The sequence below is a fragment of the Halovalidus salilacus genome (assembly GCF_031852275.1).
Taxonomy (GTDB): Archaea; Halobacteriota; Halobacteria; order Halobacteriales; family Natrialbaceae; genus Halovalidus; species Halovalidus salilacus.
Genome location: NZ_CP134700.1, coordinates 3,144,244 through 3,163,810, shown reverse-complemented (window position 1 = coordinate 3,163,810; position 19,567 = coordinate 3,144,244). Strand labels below are relative to the sequence as shown.

Annotated in this window: 20 protein-coding genes; 7 read left to right on the top strand and 13 right to left on the bottom strand. The window is 64.1% G+C overall.

From position 1 onward, the window contains the following. Window positions 1–107 precede the first annotated feature (107 nt). Genes RJT68_RS15610 through RJT68_RS15600 form a run of 3 tightly spaced genes read right to left on the bottom strand, consistent with a single transcriptional unit; the run spans window position 108 to window position 2,142 of the window. Window positions 108–761, bottom strand: coding sequence for a DUF1641 domain-containing protein (locus RJT68_RS15610; protein ID WP_407037463.1), 654 nt, complete (start codon window positions 759–761; stop codon window positions 108–110). Further along, window positions 762–1,904 (bottom strand): NAD(P)/FAD-dependent oxidoreductase, encoded by a 1,143-nt coding sequence (locus tag RJT68_RS15605; RefSeq protein ID WP_407037462.1) that lies wholly within the window; start codon window positions 1,902–1,904, stop codon window positions 762–764. A gap of 1 nt (window position 1,905) precedes the next feature. Continuing rightward, on the bottom strand, window positions 1,906–2,142 hold the full coding sequence (locus RJT68_RS15600) for a sulfurtransferase TusA family protein (RefSeq protein WP_407037461.1): 237 nt from the start codon (window positions 2,140–2,142) through the stop codon (window positions 1,906–1,908). 200 nt (window positions 2,143–2,342) lie between these two features. On the opposite strand from RJT68_RS15600, the gene RJT68_RS15595 reads away from it, so the two are divergent. Beyond that, window positions 2,343–2,777 (top strand): thioredoxin family protein, encoded by a 435-nt coding sequence (locus tag RJT68_RS15595; RefSeq protein ID WP_407037460.1) that lies wholly within the window; start codon window positions 2,343–2,345, stop codon window positions 2,775–2,777. A 142-nt stretch (window positions 2,778–2,919) separates the two neighbouring features. Next, window positions 2,920–4,170, top strand: a complete 1,251-nt coding sequence (locus tag RJT68_RS15590) for an RNA-guided endonuclease InsQ/TnpB family protein (RefSeq protein ID WP_407037459.1) — start codon at window positions 2,920–2,922, stop codon at window positions 4,168–4,170. 406 nt (window positions 4,171–4,576) lie between these two features. Here the strand turns inward: RJT68_RS15590 and RJT68_RS15585 are convergent, their stop codons facing one another. After that, on the bottom strand, window positions 4,577–5,737 hold the full coding sequence (locus tag RJT68_RS15585) for an ABC transporter ATP-binding protein (protein ID WP_407037458.1): 1,161 nt from the start codon (window positions 5,735–5,737) through the stop codon (window positions 4,577–4,579). A 4-nt stretch (window positions 5,738–5,741) separates the two neighbouring features. Continuing rightward, window positions 5,742–5,879: a hypothetical protein gene (locus tag RJT68_RS15580; RefSeq protein WP_407037457.1), complete on the bottom strand. Its 138-nt coding sequence runs from the start codon at window positions 5,877–5,879 to the stop codon at window positions 5,742–5,744. A gap of 324 nt (window positions 5,880–6,203) precedes the next feature. Here RJT68_RS15580 and RJT68_RS15575 point away from each other — a divergent pair, with 324 nt between their 5' ends. Beyond that, complete coding sequence (locus RJT68_RS15575; protein WP_407037456.1) at window positions 6,204–6,875, top strand: TMEM165/GDT1 family protein; 672 nt, start codon at window positions 6,204–6,206, stop codon at window positions 6,873–6,875. A gap of 574 nt (window positions 6,876–7,449) precedes the next feature. On the opposite strand, the gene RJT68_RS15570 is transcribed toward RJT68_RS15575, so the two are convergent. The 3 genes from RJT68_RS15570 to RJT68_RS15560 are packed head-to-tail and all read right to left on the bottom strand — an operon-like array spanning window position 7,450 to window position 9,618. Continuing rightward, the gene (locus RJT68_RS15570; RefSeq protein WP_407037455.1) at window positions 7,450–7,911 is read right to left on the bottom strand and encodes a DUF6691 family protein; all 462 of its coding nucleotides are present in this window, start codon (window positions 7,909–7,911) and stop codon (window positions 7,450–7,452) included. A gap of 1 nt (window position 7,912) precedes the next feature. Further along, a complete protein-coding gene (locus RJT68_RS15565; protein ID WP_407037454.1) occupies window positions 7,913–8,419 on the bottom strand; it encodes a YeeE/YedE family protein in 507 nt (168 codons plus the stop codon). Between the two features lie 5 nt (window positions 8,420–8,424). Further along, window positions 8,425–9,618, bottom strand: a complete 1,194-nt coding sequence (locus RJT68_RS15560) for an MBL fold metallo-hydrolase (RefSeq protein ID WP_407037453.1) — start codon at window positions 9,616–9,618, stop codon at window positions 8,425–8,427. Window positions 9,619–9,896: 278 nt separating this feature from the next. On the opposite strand from RJT68_RS15560, the gene RJT68_RS15555 reads away from it, so the two are divergent. From RJT68_RS15555 to RJT68_RS15540, 4 genes are all read left to right on the top strand, one after another. After that, window positions 9,897–10,142, top strand: a complete 246-nt coding sequence (locus RJT68_RS15555) for a sulfurtransferase TusA family protein (protein WP_407037452.1) — start codon at window positions 9,897–9,899, stop codon at window positions 10,140–10,142. A gap of 1 nt (window position 10,143) precedes the next feature. After that, the gene (locus RJT68_RS15550; RefSeq protein ID WP_407037451.1) at window positions 10,144–10,731 is read left to right on the top strand and encodes a DsrE/DsrF/DrsH-like family protein; all 588 of its coding nucleotides are present in this window, start codon (window positions 10,144–10,146) and stop codon (window positions 10,729–10,731) included. A 265-nt stretch (window positions 10,732–10,996) separates the two neighbouring features. Beyond that, window positions 10,997–12,307 (top strand): aspartate aminotransferase family protein, encoded by a 1,311-nt coding sequence (locus tag RJT68_RS15545; RefSeq protein WP_407037450.1) that lies wholly within the window; start codon window positions 10,997–10,999, stop codon window positions 12,305–12,307. A gap of 93 nt (window positions 12,308–12,400) precedes the next feature. Continuing rightward, a complete protein-coding gene (locus tag RJT68_RS15540) occupies window positions 12,401–13,963 on the top strand; it encodes an AMP-binding protein (RefSeq protein ID WP_407037449.1) in 1,563 nt (520 codons plus the stop codon). A 30-nt stretch (window positions 13,964–13,993) separates the two neighbouring features. Here the strand turns inward: RJT68_RS15540 and RJT68_RS15535 are convergent, their stop codons facing one another. From RJT68_RS15535 to RJT68_RS15515, 5 genes are read right to left on the bottom strand one after another with little or no spacing between them, the layout of a single operon-like run. Further along, window positions 13,994–15,379: an aminotransferase family protein gene (locus RJT68_RS15535; RefSeq protein ID WP_407037448.1), complete on the bottom strand. Its 1,386-nt coding sequence runs from the start codon at window positions 15,377–15,379 to the stop codon at window positions 13,994–13,996. A 10-nt stretch (window positions 15,380–15,389) separates the two neighbouring features. Beyond that, the gene (locus RJT68_RS15530; RefSeq protein ID WP_407037447.1) at window positions 15,390–16,340 is read right to left on the bottom strand and encodes a CoA-transferase subunit beta; all 951 of its coding nucleotides are present in this window, start codon (window positions 16,338–16,340) and stop codon (window positions 15,390–15,392) included. Then, window positions 16,333–17,316: a CoA transferase subunit A gene (locus RJT68_RS15525; RefSeq protein WP_407037446.1), complete on the bottom strand. Its 984-nt coding sequence runs from the start codon at window positions 17,314–17,316 to the stop codon at window positions 16,333–16,335. The genes RJT68_RS15530 and RJT68_RS15525 overlap by 8 nt, the downstream gene beginning before the upstream one ends. Beyond that, window positions 17,313–18,194: a creatininase family protein gene (locus RJT68_RS15520; RefSeq protein WP_407037445.1), complete on the bottom strand. Its 882-nt coding sequence runs from the start codon at window positions 18,192–18,194 to the stop codon at window positions 17,313–17,315. Before RJT68_RS15520 ends, RJT68_RS15525 begins: the two co-directional genes overlap by 4 nt. Beyond that, window positions 18,184–19,491 carry an ArgE/DapE family deacylase gene (locus RJT68_RS15515; RefSeq protein WP_407037444.1) on the bottom strand — a complete coding sequence of 436 codons (1,308 nt, stop codon included), beginning with the start codon at window positions 19,489–19,491 and terminating at the stop codon, window positions 18,184–18,186. Before RJT68_RS15515 ends, RJT68_RS15520 begins: the two co-directional genes overlap by 11 nt. Between the last annotated feature and the right edge of the window lie 76 nt (window positions 19,492–19,567).

The following is a 19,567-nucleotide window of genomic DNA, read 5'->3' as shown; positions in this document are numbered from 1 at the left end:
CTCGATTACGGCAAGACAGCGACGCGGAATCTCTACGCAAAAACACCGGGCAGGTTTCGGTCAGTGACTGCCGAGGGCTACGGAGCAAAAATATCGCGCGCATCTCGTCAGAAACGCCGTTGTCGGGTCGTTCGTCCGAACGCCTTAGCCAGTGCGAGGAGGAAGCCCATCCCGGCTTTGACCTCCGGATCCCGCAACGCTTTCGCGACGCCGATCGCCCCGACGGGCTCCGCGGGTTCGGAGCCTGCCTCGCCGACGGCCTCGAGTAACGACTCGAGCGTCCGGGCGACGTCGTCGTCGGCCGCCGTCTCGGCGACCTCGCCGAGACGGGTCCCCCTCGCCGCGAGAGTGGTCACCATCCCATCGTCCATCGCGGCCGAACCGAGCGCGGCGACGTCCGCGACGGCCACGAGGTCGTCGAGCGTCCCCGATCGCTGCAACTGGGCGAGCGTCTCGATCGCCTCGGCGAGGTCGTCGGCATTCTCCCCGGTCGCCTCGCCGAGGCGTGCGACCTCCTCGGTCGCCAGCCCGTCGGCCGCGGCGCCGAGGTTCGTCGCGGTGCCGGACAGTTCCTGGACCATCCGGTCGTCCATCGCCGCGGTCGCGAGGTCCGCGGTATCGAGCAGGTCGTTGACGACGTCGATGCGCTCGAGGAACCGCGCAACTTCGTGGGGGTTTTCGGCGACGAGTTTCTCGAGGGTCTGTTCCTCCGCGTCGACGGTCTCGGTCGCGGGTTCAGCGTCAGTCTCGGATTCGGACATCTACAGTACCCCCCGTGCGGTCAGCCAGTAGGCCTCGTTGTAGCCGAGTTTCGCCCAGTGGAGCGGCTTCGACGGCTCGCGGACGTACGGCTCCTCGCCGTAGCTGAACTCGATGAACGTGGCCTCGTCCATCCCCGCCTCGAGGAAGCAGACGGTCTTCCCGTCGTAGGTCGCCGTCGGCGTCACGCCGCGAACTCGGCTGGCGATCCGATCGGTGACGACGCCCGCCTCGTAGTGGGCGACGCTGCCGGCTTTGCTCGTCGGCACGTCGGCGATGTCGCCGATCGCGTAGACGTCCTCGGCCCTGGTCGCCTCGAGCGTGTGCCTGTCGACGTCGACCCAGCCGTCGTCGCCCAGGCCGGCGTCGGTCACGAGATCGCTGCCCGCGTGCGGCGGGATCGCCACGAGCAGGTCGTACTCGAGTTCGGTGCCTTCGATCGTCTCGATGACTCGCTCGTCGGGATCGATCTCGTCGACGTTGAAGAACGTCTCGAGGGTGATGTCGCGCTCCTCGAACAGGTCGGTCGCCCATTCGGCGATCGACTCGAGTCCGTGGGCCCGGTTGATCGGGTACGTGTACGTGATCTCGACGTCCTCGCGGCGGCCGCGCTCGCGGAGCCAGTCGTCGACCATCAGGGTGAATTCGACGGGTGCCGCAGGGCACATGTGCGGGACGCCGACGACGCTCAACACGAGGTGTCCCTCCTCGAACGTCGCGAGTTCGTCGCGGAGCCGTTCGGCGCCGTCGGGTCCGTAGAAGTGGTGCCCGCCCTCGGCGAGCCCCGGGACGGCATCGGGCTCGAGGCTAGCACCGGTCGCCAATACGAGTTGATCGTAGTGAAGCGACGTCGTTCGATCGGCGAACGAGAGGCGCTTCCGATCGGTGTCGACGCCGGTTACCTCCTCGATCGTCAGAGTTATGCGCCGGTCGATCAGGTCCTCGATCGGTCGGCTCGCGTCGTCGACCGTCTTCTTCCCGAAGGGGACGTACAGGAACGTCGGTTTGTAGACGTGGTTCTCGTCGGCCGTGATCAGGCGGACCTCGACCTCGCCGGCTTCGATCTCGCTCCGCAGTTCGTTCGCGAGTCGATTCGCGAGGACCGTCCCGCCCGTCCCACCGCCGACGATCGCGATTCGGTGCATCTCAGTTGACCTCCAGGTAGATGCTCCAGTGGTCGTCGTGCTCCTCGATTTCGAGCAGTTCGTGGCCGGCCTTCTCGAGCCACTCCGGCACGTCCGTCCGGGAGTTGCGCGCGGTGGTCTGGAGTTCCACCACCGTGCCGGGGTCGAGCGTCTTCACTTTACCGATGAGGTCCATCAGGGGACCGGGACAGGTCGCACCGCGTGAGTCGATGGTGACGTCGGGATTCGCATCGGTCATGGTTTGGTCACACTTGCTTCTACTGTATTGCGCACTATAAACACTAAAGATACTTCCTCGGACGTGGGGTTTAACGAAGGTTATTTCCCTCCAGGGGTTATCCAGGGAGGGAGTGGCTGGTGAATGAGCAGCGATCCGGACCCCGTTATTGCGCTCTTCACACATAAAAGTTATCGTCGGCGGACGCGTATCGACGCTCGATGAGCGAACTCGACGAGGAACGACAGCTGATTCGAGAGCGAAAGAAGCGACAACTGCAACGAAAACTCGAGAACGAACGCGGCGGGGACGAATCTGACGCCCGCGCCGAACCGTCCCCGTCGGATCCTGTCGAGATCGACGGCGCCGATCACCTTCAGGAGGTTATCGATAACTACCCGGTCGTCCTCGTGGATTGCTACGCCGACTGGTGCGGTCCCTGTCGGATGCTCGAGCCCACCATCAAGGCGCTGGCCGCCGAGACCGACGCCGCCGTCGCGAAGGTCGACATCGACGCCAACCAGCGACTCGCCGCGGAACTCGGCGCGCGGAGCGTCCCGACGCTCCTGCTCTACGCCGACGGTGAACCGGTCGAGCGACTACTCGGCGTCCAGCCGCGGACGACCCTCGAGACCCTCATCGATCAGTACACCTAAACTATCTTTTTGAGAGAAGAGAATCCCGCCGTTTACGGCGGGAGTGAATCCGACAACTCCTACACAGTCCACCGTCGATGGCTGGCTGGATATTCAACGTAAAATCATAGTCATTAAGTAGATTTGTCTACATAGGCTATGTATGGCGATTGAGGTCACTCGCACCTACGTTGGTTCCATCCAGAACCAGCAACAGGTCTGCGATGGCCTCGATTCGCTCGGAGACTCTGCCTCGAAAATCTGGAACGTCGCACGATGGACAGCCGACCGCATCTGGAACGCAACAGGCGAAATCCCAGATGAAGGCGTGCTGAAATCGTACATGAAGAACCAAGCGTGCTGGAAAGACCTGAACGCACAATCCAGTCAGAAAGTCATCGAAGAACTTTCTGACGCTTTCCAGTCGTGGTTCGACCTGCGACACAAGTTCGACGAGGCGAATCCACCCGGCTACCGCAAACACGGCGACAAACGACCCAAGAGTACGGTCACGTTCAAAGAAGACGGATTCAAACACGACCCCGAGAACAACCGAGTCCGACTCTCAAAAGGCTCGAACCTCAAGGAGTACTGGTCGGACTTTCTGCTCTGTGAGTACCAAACGCGTCCCGACGTTGACCTCTCGGAAGTCAACTCGGTGCAAAACGTTCGCGCCGTCTGGAACGGCGACGAATGGGAATTACACTTTGTCTGCAAAGTCGAACTCGAAACCAACGACTCAGCAGGCGACGGTGTTGCTGGTATCGACCTTGGTATCAAGAACATCGCCACGGTCGCCTTCCCCGACGAATACGTTCTCTACCCCGGCAACTCACTCAAGCAAGACAAGCACTACTTCAAACGTGCTGAATACGACACCGAAGGGGAGAACGGCCCGTCGGAGAAGTCGATGTGGGCACGTCGGAAACTCGCAGAGCGTGAGACGCACTTCTACCACGTCCTCACAGACACCATCATCACGGAGTGTGTCGAACGTGGTGTGGGCACGCTCGCGGTGAGTTGGCCTGAAGACGTGCGCGAATCTGACTGGGGGAAGACTGGCAACAAGAAGTTGCATACGTGGGCGTTCGACCGAATCTACCAGTACCTCGCGTACAAAGGCGAGATGCGTGGCGTTGAGGTGCTGAAAGAGAACGAGTGGGACACCTCGAAGACGTGTTCACGGTGTGGTGACGACACGAAGTCGAACCGCAAGCACCGTGGATTGTACATTTGTCAGTCGTGTAAGTTGGTAGCCAACGCGGATTGTAACGGAGCGGAGAATATGCGACAGAAGATAACTCCGAGTCCTCACGGTGAGGATAGGAGTAACGGCTGTGTGGCACAGCCATCGACATACTTGTTCGATTCAGAGAGTGGGGCGTTCGCCCCGCGAGAACAGGTCATGTCGTAGACCAGTAAATATCCCACCTGCGGTACGGGAAGCCCCGTCGTTTACGACGGGGAGGATGTCACCCCACCTAGTCCCTCGGCGCTACGCGCCTCGGTCGCTGGGGGTGGGGTTTTGATGTGGACTCCCGCCGGTTAGTCACCAGCAATAGACTGGTGAACTTCTGCGCCTCCGTCCCCGACGGGGGCGAGGAACGGAGTCTGTGTGTGCGTTTACGAACGTATCGTAGATCGAGTTGGAGCCGGATTTCGCGTACCACTTCGACGACTCCTGCGGGTCGGCGTCACCACCCGCTTACGGGCCTGACGGAGGGCGCACGAAGCCGGTCCCTTCTTTACGGGAGGAAGCTTCCCGCGGGAGCGATCGATATCCTGCGCGGGAATCCTCACGCTTCAGGGCGAGGAGATCGTCAATCTCGAGGGTACCACACCAGCGGGTGGTTCGCGACGAGGTCGACGCGAACCGACGTACCGACGTCGAACACCTCCGTGTGGCCGTGGAGGCACTGGACGGTGTCGCCGCTGGCAGTTTCGACGCGATAGATGAACGACGGACCCTGATACTGGCGTCGTATAATCGTGCCGTTGGATTCGTCCTCGCTCGTCGGAGTCACGCGCAGGTCGTCAGGACGGACCAGCACGTCGACCGTCGCCTCGTCCGACAGCGCCCCCCAGTCCGATCGTTCGACGCCGACGAGTGCGTCGGCGTCGAGTCGGCCGACGTCGGTCACGAGGTGCCCCCCCTCGACCGTCGCGGAGAGGAACCCGGCGCGGCCGAGGAAGGAGGCGACGAACCGCGATGCCGGGCGCTCGAAGACCTCCTCGGGTCGCCCGACCTGCTGGAGGTGGCCGTCGTGCATCACGCCGACGCGATCGGCGACCGACAGCGCTTCCTCCTGATCGTGGGTGACCCAGATCGCCGTGACGCCCGTCTCGTCGATGATCCGACGGATCTCCTCGCGCATCGAAGCGCGAAGGCTCACGTCGAGGTTCGAAAGCGGTTCGTCTAACAAGAGTACGTCGGGTTCGGGAGCGAGCGAGCGCGCGAGCGCGATGCGCTGTTGTTGGCCGCCCGAGAGTTCCCCCGGGTGATCGTCCGCGTGATCTGATAGACCGACGAGGTCGAGCAACTCTTCGACGCGGGCCTGTCGTTCACTCTCACTCCACTCAGACAGTCCGAAGCCGACGTTCTCCGCGGCGGTCAGGTGAGGAAAGAGTGCGAAATCCTGAAACACCAGCCCGATGCCGCGCTCTTCGGGCGGGACGAACGTCCCGTCTGAATCGGCGATGACGCGGTCACCCAGTTTGATGGTGCCGGCGTCGGGCCGCTCGAGCCCGCCGATCAGCCGCAGCGTCGTGGTCTTCCCACACCCCGAGGGACCCAGCAGCGTGAGCACCTCACCGTCGCCGACCGAAAGCGAGAGGTCTTCGACGGCCGTCTCGGTCCGGTAGGACCGGACGAGGCCGTCGAGTTCGAGCACGGTTTGCGAGTCTGAGTTATCGGTTGTTCGGATGGCCGAGGTCCGGTCAGACGAATCGGACGTTCTGTTGGTGTGGGTGTGGCTTGACATGGTTTTACTCCTCCTGTGAAAGGGCGGCGACCGTCGAGGGGCTCGAGACGACGCTCAACGCCAGCGCGGGAACGGCGGCTAACCCGTAATAGCCGGATACGCGAACGCTCGAGATGTACGTGACGAGTGTCTCGAACCCCATCGTGTGTAGCGATAGTGTCTCGGGCAGCTCCTTGATAGTAGCGAAAACGCCCAGCGCCGCGTCGCCGATGACACCCGGTGCAATCAGCGCGAGCGCAATCTGGCGAAACGTCGACGTGGTCTCCGACCGAGCGTGCGCGCGGCTTTGGTCAGACTACGGTCGACGCGTTGCACTGACGACCGCGTTGAGCCGACGGACTGTGGAAGGGACGGGCGACGTACACCACGATCAGCGGCAGGATTAGTAACCTGTTCTCGTGGAGAACGACCAGTTCTTCGCTCTCGAAGCGCTCTTCCGTTCGTTCCAACTCTAGGGGAGTAGAGAATGGCGTCGTGGCTCGAGGTCCTCGTGACGGCGTTTCTGTTGCAACTGCTCGCGCTTCCCGGAGAGAAGGGACAGCTGGTGATCGCCGGACTCGCGACGAAGTACCGCCCGTCCGCCGTCGTCGCCGGCGCGACCGCGGCCTTCGGCGGCTGGACGATCCTCGAGATTCTCCTCGGCGACGCGCTCGAGGGGGCGCTCCCGGAGGTGTACCTCGACGCGGCGACGGCCGTCCTGTTCGTCGTCTTCGCGGTCTGGATCCTGCGGAGCGGTCCCGCCGCAATCGACTCCGTCGACGGTCAGTCCACCGACGGAGGGACGGCCAACGCGGCTCCCGTCGACGGCGACTGGAGTCTCCTCCCCGAGCGGAGTTCGTCGCCGTGGCTACGCGGTTTCCTGGCGTCGTTCTCCGCACTGGCGTTGGCCGAGTTCGGCGATAAAACGCAGTTGATCACCATCGGACTTGCCGCCCAGTACGGCAGGCACCCGGCGATCTGGGCCGGCGAAATGCTCGCGATCATCCCGGTGAGTGCGCTCACGGCGGTGTTCTTCTGGCGGGTCGCACGCTACCTGAACCTCACGTGGGTCACGCGCGCGGCGGCCGCGATGTTCCTGCTGTTCGCGGCCGACATCGCGGCGACGTACGTCCTCGGGTTCTCGTTCCTCCCGCTCTGACCGGCTGCCTGCAGTCGAGTCCCCCGTTCCTCGAGGTGACGTCGGACGAATTTCTTACGTCTCGGACCGGCTTCTCGCTCGTCGGTAGTGATCGCGGCGGCCGCCACGGCTCCGCTCGAGGTGCGTTACTCCACAACTTACTCATCCAGGCCAGAAAGCGGACAGTGCAGGCGGTGAACGAGAACGGCAGCTCCACACTTCGTCGAGAGCCGTATCAAATAACTATCAAGTAACTACGTAAATACCTCCTTTACTACGAAAAGCGACTCGAACGGTTATTCAGACGATACGACGCTGATAACGGTCGATATACCCCTTCGAGACGGCCGATTGTTCGGGAGCGAATCCGTCAACGACGTCTTCCTCTTTTTAACGCGATACCGCGACGAGCCGACTTTCAACAGGCCCGAGGATCGGGTATTCTCCCATCGTTCGGGGGAACCACGTAGTTCGGGCCAGCGTCAAGCATTTCGACCCCCGACCGGTTCACGAAGACGTCGGTGGCGTAGGCAGGACCGTCGTGAGGTCCGTTCGCGTACGAAAAATCGTCCCCAGTCAAAACGCTCGAGCGGCGTCAGTCGGCACTCGTCGGGGCGGATTCGGCCGAGACGGACCTGCTCCGCCAGACGCCTTGCAGGTACGCACCGGCGAACATGCCGGCGATCGCCCACAGGATGGCAATGTTTCCGATCCCGAGGCTGGCGTAGGCAGCGCCCGGACAGATCCCCGAGAGGCCCCAGCCGACGCCGAAGATTCCGCCGCCGATCAACACGTTCCGGTCGAACGACTTCAGCCGGCGGCCGTACTCGTCGCCGGTGAGCGGCGCGCGATCGCGCACGCGAGGCATCACCGCGAAGGCGATCCCGGAAACGATCGCCGCGCCGAACATGACGAACAGGAGGCCGAAGTCCTCGAACTGGAGGAAGTCCAGCACGACCTCCGGACGAGCCATGTGGCTGTACGCGAGTCCGAACCCGAATATCAGGCCGCCGACGAGGATCAGCGGCATGAACAGCGGATGACGATTTCGGTCCACGTTACGGACTCACCCCCATTGCTTGGACGATTTGAGCCGTCACGATCGCGACCGTCAGGAACGTGATCACGCCGACGATCGACGTCCTCGAGGCCGACCCGACGCCGCAGACGCCGTGGCCCGACGTGCAGCCCTTACCGATACGGGTTCCGATCCCCACGAGGATACCGCCGACCAGCAGCCGCCAGGGCTGGACGTCCGTCGTCCACGCGCCGCCCTGCCAGACGACGGCGTAGATTGCCGCCCCGAGGACGATCCCCAGGGTGAAGACGACGCGCCAATCCCGGGAGGCGCGGTACCGCTGGAACCGCGACCGATCCGAGACGTACGACAGCGTCGACTCGAGGAACGTGCTGGCGCCCGCGGCGATCCCCGTGCCGAGGTAGATGACGACCGCGCCGAGACCGACCAGCAGGCCCCCGATGGCGTACCGGGAGATGCCGTTCGGAAACGGCTCGGCGGGTACCACCTGCGCCGCGAGTTCGGCGGACGGTACGAGTTCGATCACGGCGATCAGTCACCCGCCAGCGACTCCTGACTGGCCGCGCAGTTGTTCGGGCCGAGCTCGAGTTCGAACGCCTCCTCGTCGTCGGCGTCTCGCTGGCCGAGGTTCGTCGGGATGATCTTCTCGTAGTTGGCCGGGCGGGGCGGCATGTCCGAGAGGATCAGGTCGACGAACTCGTCTTCGTCCATCGTCAGGGCGTCCATCTCCGCCTCAAGCTGGCCGATCGGGGCCGTGTAGGTGCCGTCGCCGGCGGGCACGGCCGCGTCGCTGAAGTGCGCGCCGCCGATCAGCGTCTCGTCGGGCAGGGTCAGCACGCGCTCCTGCAGCGACTCATAGAGCTGGCGGGCGGCGTCGGGCGCGCCGTCGTCACCCTCCTCGAGGTCGGGTCGAGCCACGCTCTCGACGAACAGGCCGTCGCCGGTGGCGAGCAGCGAGTCGTCGATCAGGTACGAGGTCATGCCGGAGGTGTGACCGGGCGTGTAGACCGTCTCGATCGTCGCGTCGCCGACGCTGAACTCGTCGCCGTCTTCGGCGAGCGTCATCTCGTCGGCGTAGGTGACACCGCGGTCGACCGACGCTTCGGGGATGACCCCCTCGACGCCCTCGTCAGCGAGGTCGCGGACGCCCGAGATGTGATCCGCGTGGATGTGCGTGTCGATGGCGTACGTCAGGTCCGCGCCCAGTTCGTCCGCGTCCTCGAGGTAGCGGTGGGTGAACGCTCGCAGCGGGTCGATGACGGCCGCCTCGCCGTCGTCGACGACGAGGTAGCCGAGACAGCCGCTCGAGGGGCGCTGATACTGGTAGAGCGTGCCGGCTCCGTCGTAGCGATCGACCTCGACGCGCTCGTAGATGCGCGCCCAGCCGTTCATCCCGTCTTCGAGGTGGTCGACGTCGTAGCCCCGCTCCGCGAGTCTGCCGGCGACGTACTCGCTGGCGCCCCCCTTCGCGCAGAGGACCGTCACTTCACGGTCGTCGGGGATTCGTGCAAGAACGTCCTCGTCGATCTCGTCGTCCAGGAACTCGAAGTACGGCACGTTGATCGACTCGACGTTCTCGCCGTCGATGCGCCACTCCTCGTAGTCCGACTCCATCCGCGCGTCGAGGAGCGTGATTTCCTCGCCAGCGTCGATTCGTTCTTTCAACGCGCCGGGATCGATCGATTCGATTGCAACGTCCGGCGTTGGAAAGTCCATGTCGTCCATGATGTACAGTTCTCAGTATTGGGCCCTGGCACTTAAGAGTTTGCATAGTTATTCATATATCATACAATACTATAGTCGTCGAACGTGCGCGACAACACACTCACAATTCGCCCTACCGAATCTCACCGGGTCCGATTACGCCGAATATCGGGTGAACGCGCTAACCGATAACAAAAACTGTGCGCCACAGTCGTTTGTATATCGCGCAATAACCGATACCCTTTTAGTTCCGGAGTTAGTATTGTGCAATAGCTCCAACACAGAGCACATTGAAAACCATGAGTTCGGAATACACCGTTACGGAGACGCTCGACGTGAAAGGACAGTCCTGCCCGATGCCCATCGTGAAGACGAAGCAGGCGATCGACGACCTCGAGCCTGGGGACGTCCTCGAGGTACTCGCGACGGATTCGGGCAGCATGAGCGACGTTCGCGGTTGGGCGGAGGGAACCGACGGCGTCGAACTCCTCGACCAGGTCGAGGACGGCGATCTGTACACCCACTACGTGAAGAAGACGGAGTAACATGAGCACCGACAACCCACCGACGACCGACGACGGCGGACCCGCCTTCGACTCCGAGGAGTTCCGGGCCTTGCGCGAGCGCGTCGAGGAACTCGAGGAGGCCGTGGCCGAGTCGGACGACGGCGACTCCCGGAAGAAGATGACCATCATCGCGACCCAGGGCACGTTCGACATGGCGTACCCGCCGTTGATCCTCGCGAGCACCGCGGCCGCCTTCGGCTGGGAGGTCGTCGTCTTCCACACGTTCTGGGGGCTCGATATCCTCCACGAGGAGAAGTCGAAGAAACTCAAACTGAGCGCCGTCGGCAACCCGAGCATGCCCGTCCCGAACGCCCTCGCGGCGCTTCCCGGCATGGACGCGATGGCCACGAAGATGATGCAGAAGAAGATCGACGAGAACGGGACCGCCACCATCGAGGAGTTGATCGACCTCTCGCTCGAGAGCGGCGTCGACCTCCAGGCCTGCCAGATGACGATCGAGTTGATGGACTACGACGAGGACGACTTCTACGACGGCGTCACGACGGGCGTCGGCGCGGCGACCGCGTTGCAACACATGGCCGAATCCGACGTCCAGCTTCTCGTTTAAGGGAACCGAATAGAAACGATATTCGGACACGTTCCACGAATACGGTCGCACGTTGATTTTCGTTCGAATCGATTTGGATTCCCGTTCCACTCACGGGATGTCTCCCCTCGCTACTGCTGAGGAGCAGGGACTAACGGTTGTCGTTCGCAGCGACGGATCGATTCGTGTGGAAACCGGTGCCAGCACGATACCACTGACCGCTCCACCCCATGCATCTAATTCCATATGGGACGTTTTATTAGAATACAGTCCGATTTGGGGGACAATGCCTGAACAGTACTCGAACTCATCGGTCACGGCCGCCTACGACGATCACGTAATGCCCATCTGGAAGTCCCTGCACGTCCCCATAAAACGGGCCGAGGGCTGTACGCTCGAGGACTTCGACGGGAACGAGTATCTCGACGTGTTTTCGGGGATCTCCGTGGTCAACGCCGGTCACGGCAACGAGGCGATCACCGAGGCGGCGACGGACCAACTCGAGCGGTTCGTCCACGGCTGTTCGTACGTCCACCCGAACGAACCGGTCGCCAGGCTCGCCGAGCGGATCGCGGACGTGACGCCGGGAGACCTCCAGAAGACGTTCTTCTGTAACTCCGGAACGGAAGCCGTCGAGGGGGCCGTCAAACTCGCCCGAAAGTACACCGGTTCGAAGGAAGTGATCGCCCTCGAGATGGGCTTTCACGGTCGCACGCTCGGGAGCCTCGCGCTGACGGGGAACAAATCCTACAAGCGGGGGATGGCCCCGACGATAAACGACGTGGCCCACGCAGCCCCGCCCTACGGCTACCGCTGCCCGCGGTGTGACGGCGATCGGTGCGACGCGAGCTGCGCCGACCAACTCGAGCGGGTGATCGGCTCGCACACGAGCGGCGACCTGGCGGCCGTCGTCGTCGAGCCCGTGATGGGCGAGGCGGGGATCGTCGTCCCGTCGGCCGAGTGGCTCCAGCGCGTCGAGGAGATCGTCCACGCCCACGACGCGCTCCTCATTCTGGACGAGGTCCAGACCGGCTACGGGCGAACCGGCGAGTTGTTCGCGACGGAGCACTTCGACGTCGAACCCGATATTATGACGCAGGCGAAGGGGATCGCCAACGGCCTCCCGCTCGGCGCGTTCACCGCACCGGCGGAGATCGCGGACGCCTTCGAGTCCGGCGATCACCTCTCGACGTTCGGCGGCAACCCCGTGGCCTGCGCGGCCGCGCTGGCGACGATCGACGAACTGGAGAACGGGCTCGTCGACAACGCTCGGGAACAGGGCGCGTGGCTCGAAAGCGAACTGGCTGCGCTCGAGGACGAGTTCGAGGTCGTGGGCGAAACCCGCGGACTCGGGCTGATGCGGGGCGTCGAACTCGTCGACCCGAGCGAGCCGGGTCCACAGGGCGTCGCGCCGCGCCCGGACGCGAAACTGGCATCGGCCGTCGGGGAGTACCTCCGCGAGGAGTCGAAGGTCGTGATGGGCGTCGGCGGCTACTACAAGAACGTCCTCCGCTTCCAGCCCCCGCTGTCGATCGAGCGCGAGCAACTCGAGTACGCCGTCGACGAACTCAGAACCGCCCTCGGGGAAATCGAATAAGTGGCGGAAATACGGTCACTACCACCAGTTTGAGTAGGCTGTGGGATATATACACCACATAGAACAACTGTGGTGCCAATCACTCGAACGAACGTGCAAACGCTACCGTCGCTTCTCACGGCTGCGTTCTCCCGGCGTCCCGAGCGGATCGCGCTGCGGGACGACACAGTTTCGCTCGCGTACGGCGAACTGAATCGGCGCTCGAACGCGCTCGCCAACTCCTTCCTCGAGTTCGGTCTCGAGCCCGAAGCGCGCGTGGCGACGCTCCTCCCCAACCGGCTCGAAGCGCCAATCGTCGACGTCGCAATCTACAAGACGGGTGCGGCGCGGCTCCCGATCAATCCCGAACTCTCCGAAACTGCGATCGAGCACATCCTCACGGACGCCGAACCGGCCGTCGTCGTCTGCGACGCGTCCCGCCTCGACGATGTCGCAGACCTCGTCGACGATCTGTCGACGCGACCGGTGTGTGTCGCCGTCGAATCCGCCGATCCGCCGGACGGCTGGCGTTCCGCGGCGCGACTCGAAAACGGCGCGGCCGCGGATAGCCCGGCCGTGTCGGTCGAGCCGGACGCGATCGCCGGCCACTTCTACACCGGCGGGACGACGGGCGACCCGAAGGGCGTCTGCTACACGCAGTCCTGCCTGACGACGAACCTGCTCGCACATCCCGCCGATCTCGGCTTCTCAAGCGATGATACCGGCCTGGTCGCGACGCCGATCTCGCACTCCGCGGGAACGTTCCTCCTCGCCGCGCTGCTCACAGGCGGAACGGTCGTTCTCCACCGAGGATTCAACGAAGACGACTTCTGTGCGGCTGTCGAGACCCACCGCGTGACGTGGACCTTTCTCGTGCCGACGATGCTCTACAGGCTGCTGGACGGCCCGCTCGCGGCCTGGGACGTCTCCTCGCTCGAGAACGTGATCTACGGGGCCGCGCCGATCCGGCCCGATCGGCTGCGGGAGGCGCTCGACCGACTTGGGCCGATCCTGACCCAATTTTACGGACAGACAGAGGTCCCGAACCTCATCACCACGCTCGACCGGCGCGATCACGCGCGCGTGCTCGAGGACGGCGACGAACACCTGTTGGGGTCCGCCGGACAGCCCTGTTTGCTCTCGGACGTGAAGATCGTCGACCCCGAAACCGACGAGGAACGCGAAACCGACGAGCCGGGCGAGCTGCTCGCGCGGGCACCCTACGCCTTCGACGGCTACTTCGGGCTCCCCGAGGCGACCGACGAAACGCTCGTCGACGGCTGGGTGCGGACCGGCGATATCGGCCGGATTGACGACGAGGGCTACCTCTACCTGCTCGATCGGCGCAGCGACGTCGTCGTTACCGGCGGGATGAACGTCTATACCGGCGAGGTCGAGCGCGCTCTTGGCGAGCAAGGGGACGTCGGCGACGTCGCCGTCGTCGGCGTCCCGCACGAGGACTGGGGCGAGGCCGTCCACGCGGTCGTCGTTCCGGCCGAGGGACTGGAACTCGACGTCCACGACCTCCTCGCGTTCGCCGGCCAGCGGCTGGCGGGTTACAAGCGACCCAAGTCCGTCGCGGTGGTCGAAGCGCTCCCGACGACGCCGTTCGGAAAAATCGATAGAGAGGCGTTGCGCGAGCGATACTGGGCGGACGAAGATCGGCGGATCAACTGATCGCAGAGCGGTTCGTCACCGGTGGAGTGGTCATCGCCCGAGCGCCGATTCCACGTCAGCGAAGGTCGCGTGCATTCGGTCGACGACCTCGTCAGCTAGATCGTCGCCGATCGTCAACGGCGGGGTGATCAGCGTGTAATCACCGTTCTCCCCGCCGACGTGGCCCCCGCCGGGGTAGGTGAGGATCCCATTGTCGAGCCCCGTCTCGAACAGGAGTGACTGGAATTCCGCGCCGGTCTCCGGGAGCGGTTCCTTCGTCTCACGATCGTCGACGAACTCCACGCCGATCATCAGCCCCTTCCCGCGGACGTCCCCGACGAAGTCGTACTCGTAGAACTCCTCGCACCGTTCGCGGAGGTGCGCGCCGACCTCGCGGGCGTTCGCCACGAGGTTGTGGTCGTCCATGTACTCGAGGACGGCCGTTCCGATCGCGGCTGACGCCGGGTTGAAACAGAAGGTGTGGCCGTGCTGGAATCCGTCCTCGACGGTCTCGAAGACCTCCGCGACGCGGCGATGGGGCATCGTGCCGCCGATTGGCGAGTAGCCGCCGCTCATCCCCTTCGCGCCGGTGATGATGTCGGGCGTAACGTCCCAGTGCTCGATCGCGAAGTTCTCACCTGTCCGCCCGAATCCGGCCATGACCTCGTCGACGATAAACAGCACGTCGTACTCGTCGCAGATCTCGCGGATCCGTTCGAAGTAGCCGTCGTGGGGAAAGGCGCCGGCGTTCGCCGCGCCGGTGACCGGCTCCGTGATGAACGCCGAAACCGTCTCCGGTCCCTCGTCTTGGATGAGCCGCTCGACGTCGTTCGCACACGCGACGCCGCAGGCGTGCCCGCCGTCGCCGTCGCAGCGTTCACAGCGGTACGGCGTCGCGCTCGGCGCTTTCGGGAAGTCGGCGAACAGCGGGCCCATCTTCGTCTTCCGGGCCGGGAATCCCGATACCGCCATCGCGCCGGCAGTGTTTCCGTGGTAGCTACGACGGCGCGAGATCACCTTGTACTTGCCCTCGTTCCCCCGCTCGTAGTGGTACTGACGGGCCATCTTGATCGCGCTCTCGTTCGCCTCCGAGCCGCTCGAGACGAGCCACGTCTTCTCGAACCCGTCAGGCGTGAACTCCGCGATCTTCTCGGTGTACTCCATCGCGGGCTCGTTCGCGAACAGCATGCTCGAGGTGTACTCGAGACGCTCGAGCTGTGCTTTCGCGGCCTCGGCGACCTCCTCGCGGCCGTGGCCGATGTTGACGTTCTGGTTTCCGGAGATGGCGTCGAGGTACCGGTTCCCGTCGGCGTCCCAGACCCACGGTCCGTCGCCGCGGACGATGGTAACGTACTCGTCGGCGAACGCGCGGGGGAACATTCCCCCGAGGTCGGTGCCGGCTCTCGTCTGTCGTTGGGGTTTGTCGTGTGTCGTCATCGTCTGTGTCTTAGTCGTCGGTATCGTTCTGAACCGTTCGCAGTTGCTCCCAATGTTCGAGGACGGTGTTACTCCACTCTTCGAAGCCGACCTCGTAGACGTAGTCGGTTCCCCGGAGGACGACGTCCACGGGATCGATGGCGCGCAACATCGCGACCTCGCCCCGCGTCGGCTCCGGCGTCGTCCGGACGTCGTCGGCGACGCGGAGATCCCACTGGACTTCCTCGCGGACGTCGTCGACGCCGACGCCGGGATGGGTTGTCTCGAGGATCATTTCACCGTCGTCGTCGAAGCCGAATACCGCCATGTCCGTGACGACGGCGGCGGGACCGCCGCCGCCGAAGCCGAGTTCCTCGCGCCGGCCCGGCCGCTTCAGGTGGCCCGGCGCGGTCACGTAGTCGACCTCTGTCGTGAACGCGCGGCGCTGTTGGCGCATCATGACGACGGTCCGGCCGCAGGAGGTCATGATGTCGTTGCTCCCGCCGGACCCGGGTAGTCGCACTTTCGGTCGGTCGTACGTCGCGTCGCCGATCACCGCCGTCGAGTTCGTGTTGCCGCGGCTGTCGATCTGTCCCGCGCCGATGATTCCGACGTCGAAGGCCCCGCGCTGGTTGTCGACGAAGATCTCGCACTGGTCGGTTGCGACGAGCGCGTCAACCCCCAGGACGGTATCGGAGATCGACTGCACCACGCCCGGTGGGAAGGAGCCGATGTAGCCCGATTCGGTCACGAGCTGACAGTCCGGCGCGTGGGTGTGTTTCGCGAGGATGCCCGACATTAGTGACATGCCGACCCCAATGAACGCGGTCTCACCGTCGCCGATCTCGTGCGCGGCGGCGACGGCGAGGAGTTCGGTCGTCGTGTAGTCGTCGGCCGTTTCCTCGGGCCGATCAACGCTAACCGGATTCACCGACTTTGCGGACGGTTCGGCATCATCGTTCACCGTCGATCGGTTACTCATCGGCGCCCCCCACGGAGTCCGCACGGTTGATCGTTCGTTCCATCTGCTCCAGCGTCTCGAGTCGGTCGGCACCCACTTTCTCAAGGTACTCCTCGTGGGGGCAAATCCACTCCTCGAGCCACTCGAGGAACTCTTCGCGGTCCTGCGACCGGAGTCCGTATTCTCGATAGAACGGAAGGTCGGCATAGTATCGTCCGTAACAGTGCCACGGGTGAGAGCCGAAGGGGACCTCGACGACCGCGTCGACTGCGTAGAACGGGATGCGAGTGAGTTCGGGCCGTCGCCGGATCTCCTCAGTCGAAACGAGTTCCTCACAGGTGACGATCGTGTGTTCGGCGGCCCGGGCCTTGAGGTGATCGTTGACGACGTTGCCCAATATCTGTGCGTTTCCCATCGGATCGCACCGCTGGACGTGAATGATTGCGACGTCGGGTTGCGCCGGGGGGACGAGAACGAGCGGGTCTCCCGACCCGAGCGGGTCCTCGATCACCTCGAGGTCATCGTTGAACGTCGGGATGTCCGTATCGACCATCGATCGCGTCGGCATGAACGGGAGGTCCATCGCCCCCGCGAGAAACATCAGCGAGGAGCCGAAGTTCGAAACGTCGCGCATTTCGAGGTGGTGGGGGACGTCGTTCTCGACGGCGTTTCGGATGTTGTGTCCCTGTGAGATGAGACTCGTCCCGACCCAGGAGCCGACGTACTCGTCGACGCAACCGGCGCCGACCATGATGTCGAACAGGGTCGTCCTGGCGTCGTCCAGAACCGTCAGTCCCGTCGTTCCCTGACGGACGATCTCGCGGGCCGCCGCCTCCGGATCGCGGCCGCCCATCCCGCCGAAGGCGATGCTCGAGCCGTCGGTGACGTACTTCTCGACCGCGGAGACGAGGTCGGTGACCTTCTCGCGGTAGTCAGGTTCGTGACCGATTCCGTCCCGTCTGTCGGGGGTATCGATTGCGTCTATAGCGTGTGTCATCGTGGTCTGAAAGGGTCGTACTCGCGGTCGGTTACTGGTCGCGAGTGGTGGTCGTCGATTGACCGGATCGGATGCTCGGCGAACTCCTCAAGGACAGAGCCGAGCCCCTCGATCGCGGCCTCGAGGAGAAGCTCGCCGGTTTCGGGGGTGGCGACGGTCGCGTCGCCCATGACGCCGGTCTCCGAGACCGTCGACCACCACCCCAGCATCGTCACCGGCGTCGAGTCCTCAGGCCGGGTCTGGCCCGCAAGATCGAGGCTGTTGAAGTGACGACTCTCGGGATAGGCGACGTCGCGGGGAGCAGCGTCCATGTCGACCCGCTCGGGGAAAAGGTGCATGTAGATCGACGTCTCCATCTCGCCCGCGTGAGCCGACCCCTGCGGACCGGCCTCGCGAATCGCGCTCGCGGTCTCGCGAACCTCGTCGATCTGCCACCACGAGAGCATCGCGCAGTGGACGTCGGGATACTGCAGCAGCACCTGGCGGCTGGCCAGTTCGAGGAGGTGGTGGTTCGAACCGTGGCCGTTGACGAGCAGGATCCGCTCGAACCCGTGGTGGGCGAGCGAGACGCAGACGTCGATCACGTAGTCGACGAACGTGCGCCAGTCGATCGTGATCCCGCCCGGAAAATCCATGTGATGGGGGAGGTATCCGTGATCGACCGTCGGAAACAACAGCGCGTCGTCCCTGGCGGCGACGGCCGGTCCACAGATCGCTTCGACGATCCGCCGGTCGACGTCTAGCGGGAGGTGAGGGCCGTGGTCTTCGGTCGCGCCGACGGGAACGATGACCATTGCGCCGTTTGCCGCGGCGTCGTCGATCTCGGACCACGTAAGTTCATCGTAGCGGCGGGGGGCCGAGCCGGCCTCACGACCCATCCGGCGTCACCCTGTAGCCACACCATGACATGGCAGTCAACGCGAGCGCGAGCGTGAGTTCTTCGAGTTCCGCGACCGGGAGGTACTCGTCGGTACCGTGAATGTTGTACGCGCCCGGCCCGAAGCAGACGGCCGGCGTCCCGGTCTCGTTGACGAAGAACCGGGAATCGATTCCGCCGGGGAATCCCTTTGTGTGGCTCTCCCGGCCCAGCGCGTCTTCGGCGACGGCCTCGACGGTCCGGACGATCGGCTCGTCGGGGTCGATCTTCGCGGACCGGCCGCGCCAGCCGAACCACTCGATTTCAGGGGGGTGCTCCTCGAGCCACGGATCGCCCTCGGCGGCTCGCTCGACCGTCCGCTCGACGGTCTCGCGGAGGTCTTCGCGCGTCTCGTCGGGCGCGTGGGAGATGCGTGCCTCGAGAACCGCCTCGTCGGGGACGCTCGAGACCCAGTCGCCGCCGCGCAGCGTGCCGAGGTTCAGCGAGACCGTGTGTTCGTGCCACTCCTCGAACAGTTCGTCGTGGACCGTCGTCTTCCGCTCGTCGTGAAGGTCCTCGAGCGCGTGATAGATCGGTAACAGCTTGGAGATCGCGTTCACACCGGCGTCGGTCTCCGCAGCGTGGGCGCTTTTGCCCTCGACGGTCACACGAAAGTAAGAGACGCCATCGTTCGCGATCCACGTGTCGAAGTCCGTCGGCTCAGGGATCACGACCGCGTCCGCGTCGACCCCCGCGAGGACGCTCGCGAGCGTGCCTCCCGAGCCGCCGTACTCCTCCTCGATCACGGTGTTGAAAGATAGATCGCCGAGGAGTTCGATTCCCGCACGTTCGATTGCCTCGAGCGCGAAGATCATCGCCGCGACACCGCCTTTCATGTCCGACGCGCCCCGACCGAGGAGTCGGCCGTCCTCGACCGTTCCGGCGAACGGGTCGAACGACCACGCTTCGCGGTCACCTTCTGGGACGACGTCGACGTGTCCGTTGAAGAGCAGCGACGGCCCATCGCCCGCCCCCTCGCGAGTGGCGAAGAGGTTCGGTCGGTTCTCGTACGACAGATCGCGTCCCACGTGCTCGTCGTGATCTTCGATTCCGGAGACCTCGTCGGCACGTATCTCCTCGACTACGAGGTCGAGTGCCTCGAGTCGATCTCGGACGCGTTCCTGGGCGGCTTTCTCCTCGTTCAGGACGCTCCGGATGCGAACGAGGTCGGCCGCAAAATCGACGACGTCGTCACGAATCTCTTCGACGGCGGCTTCAACGCGCTCGCTCGCAGCCGCATCAACATCATACGGTTTCATTTCCACCCTCCGTCGATCGTCGGTCCGGTGAATATCGATGTGCCATCGGTCACCAATTGACTCAAAGAGTGTTAAG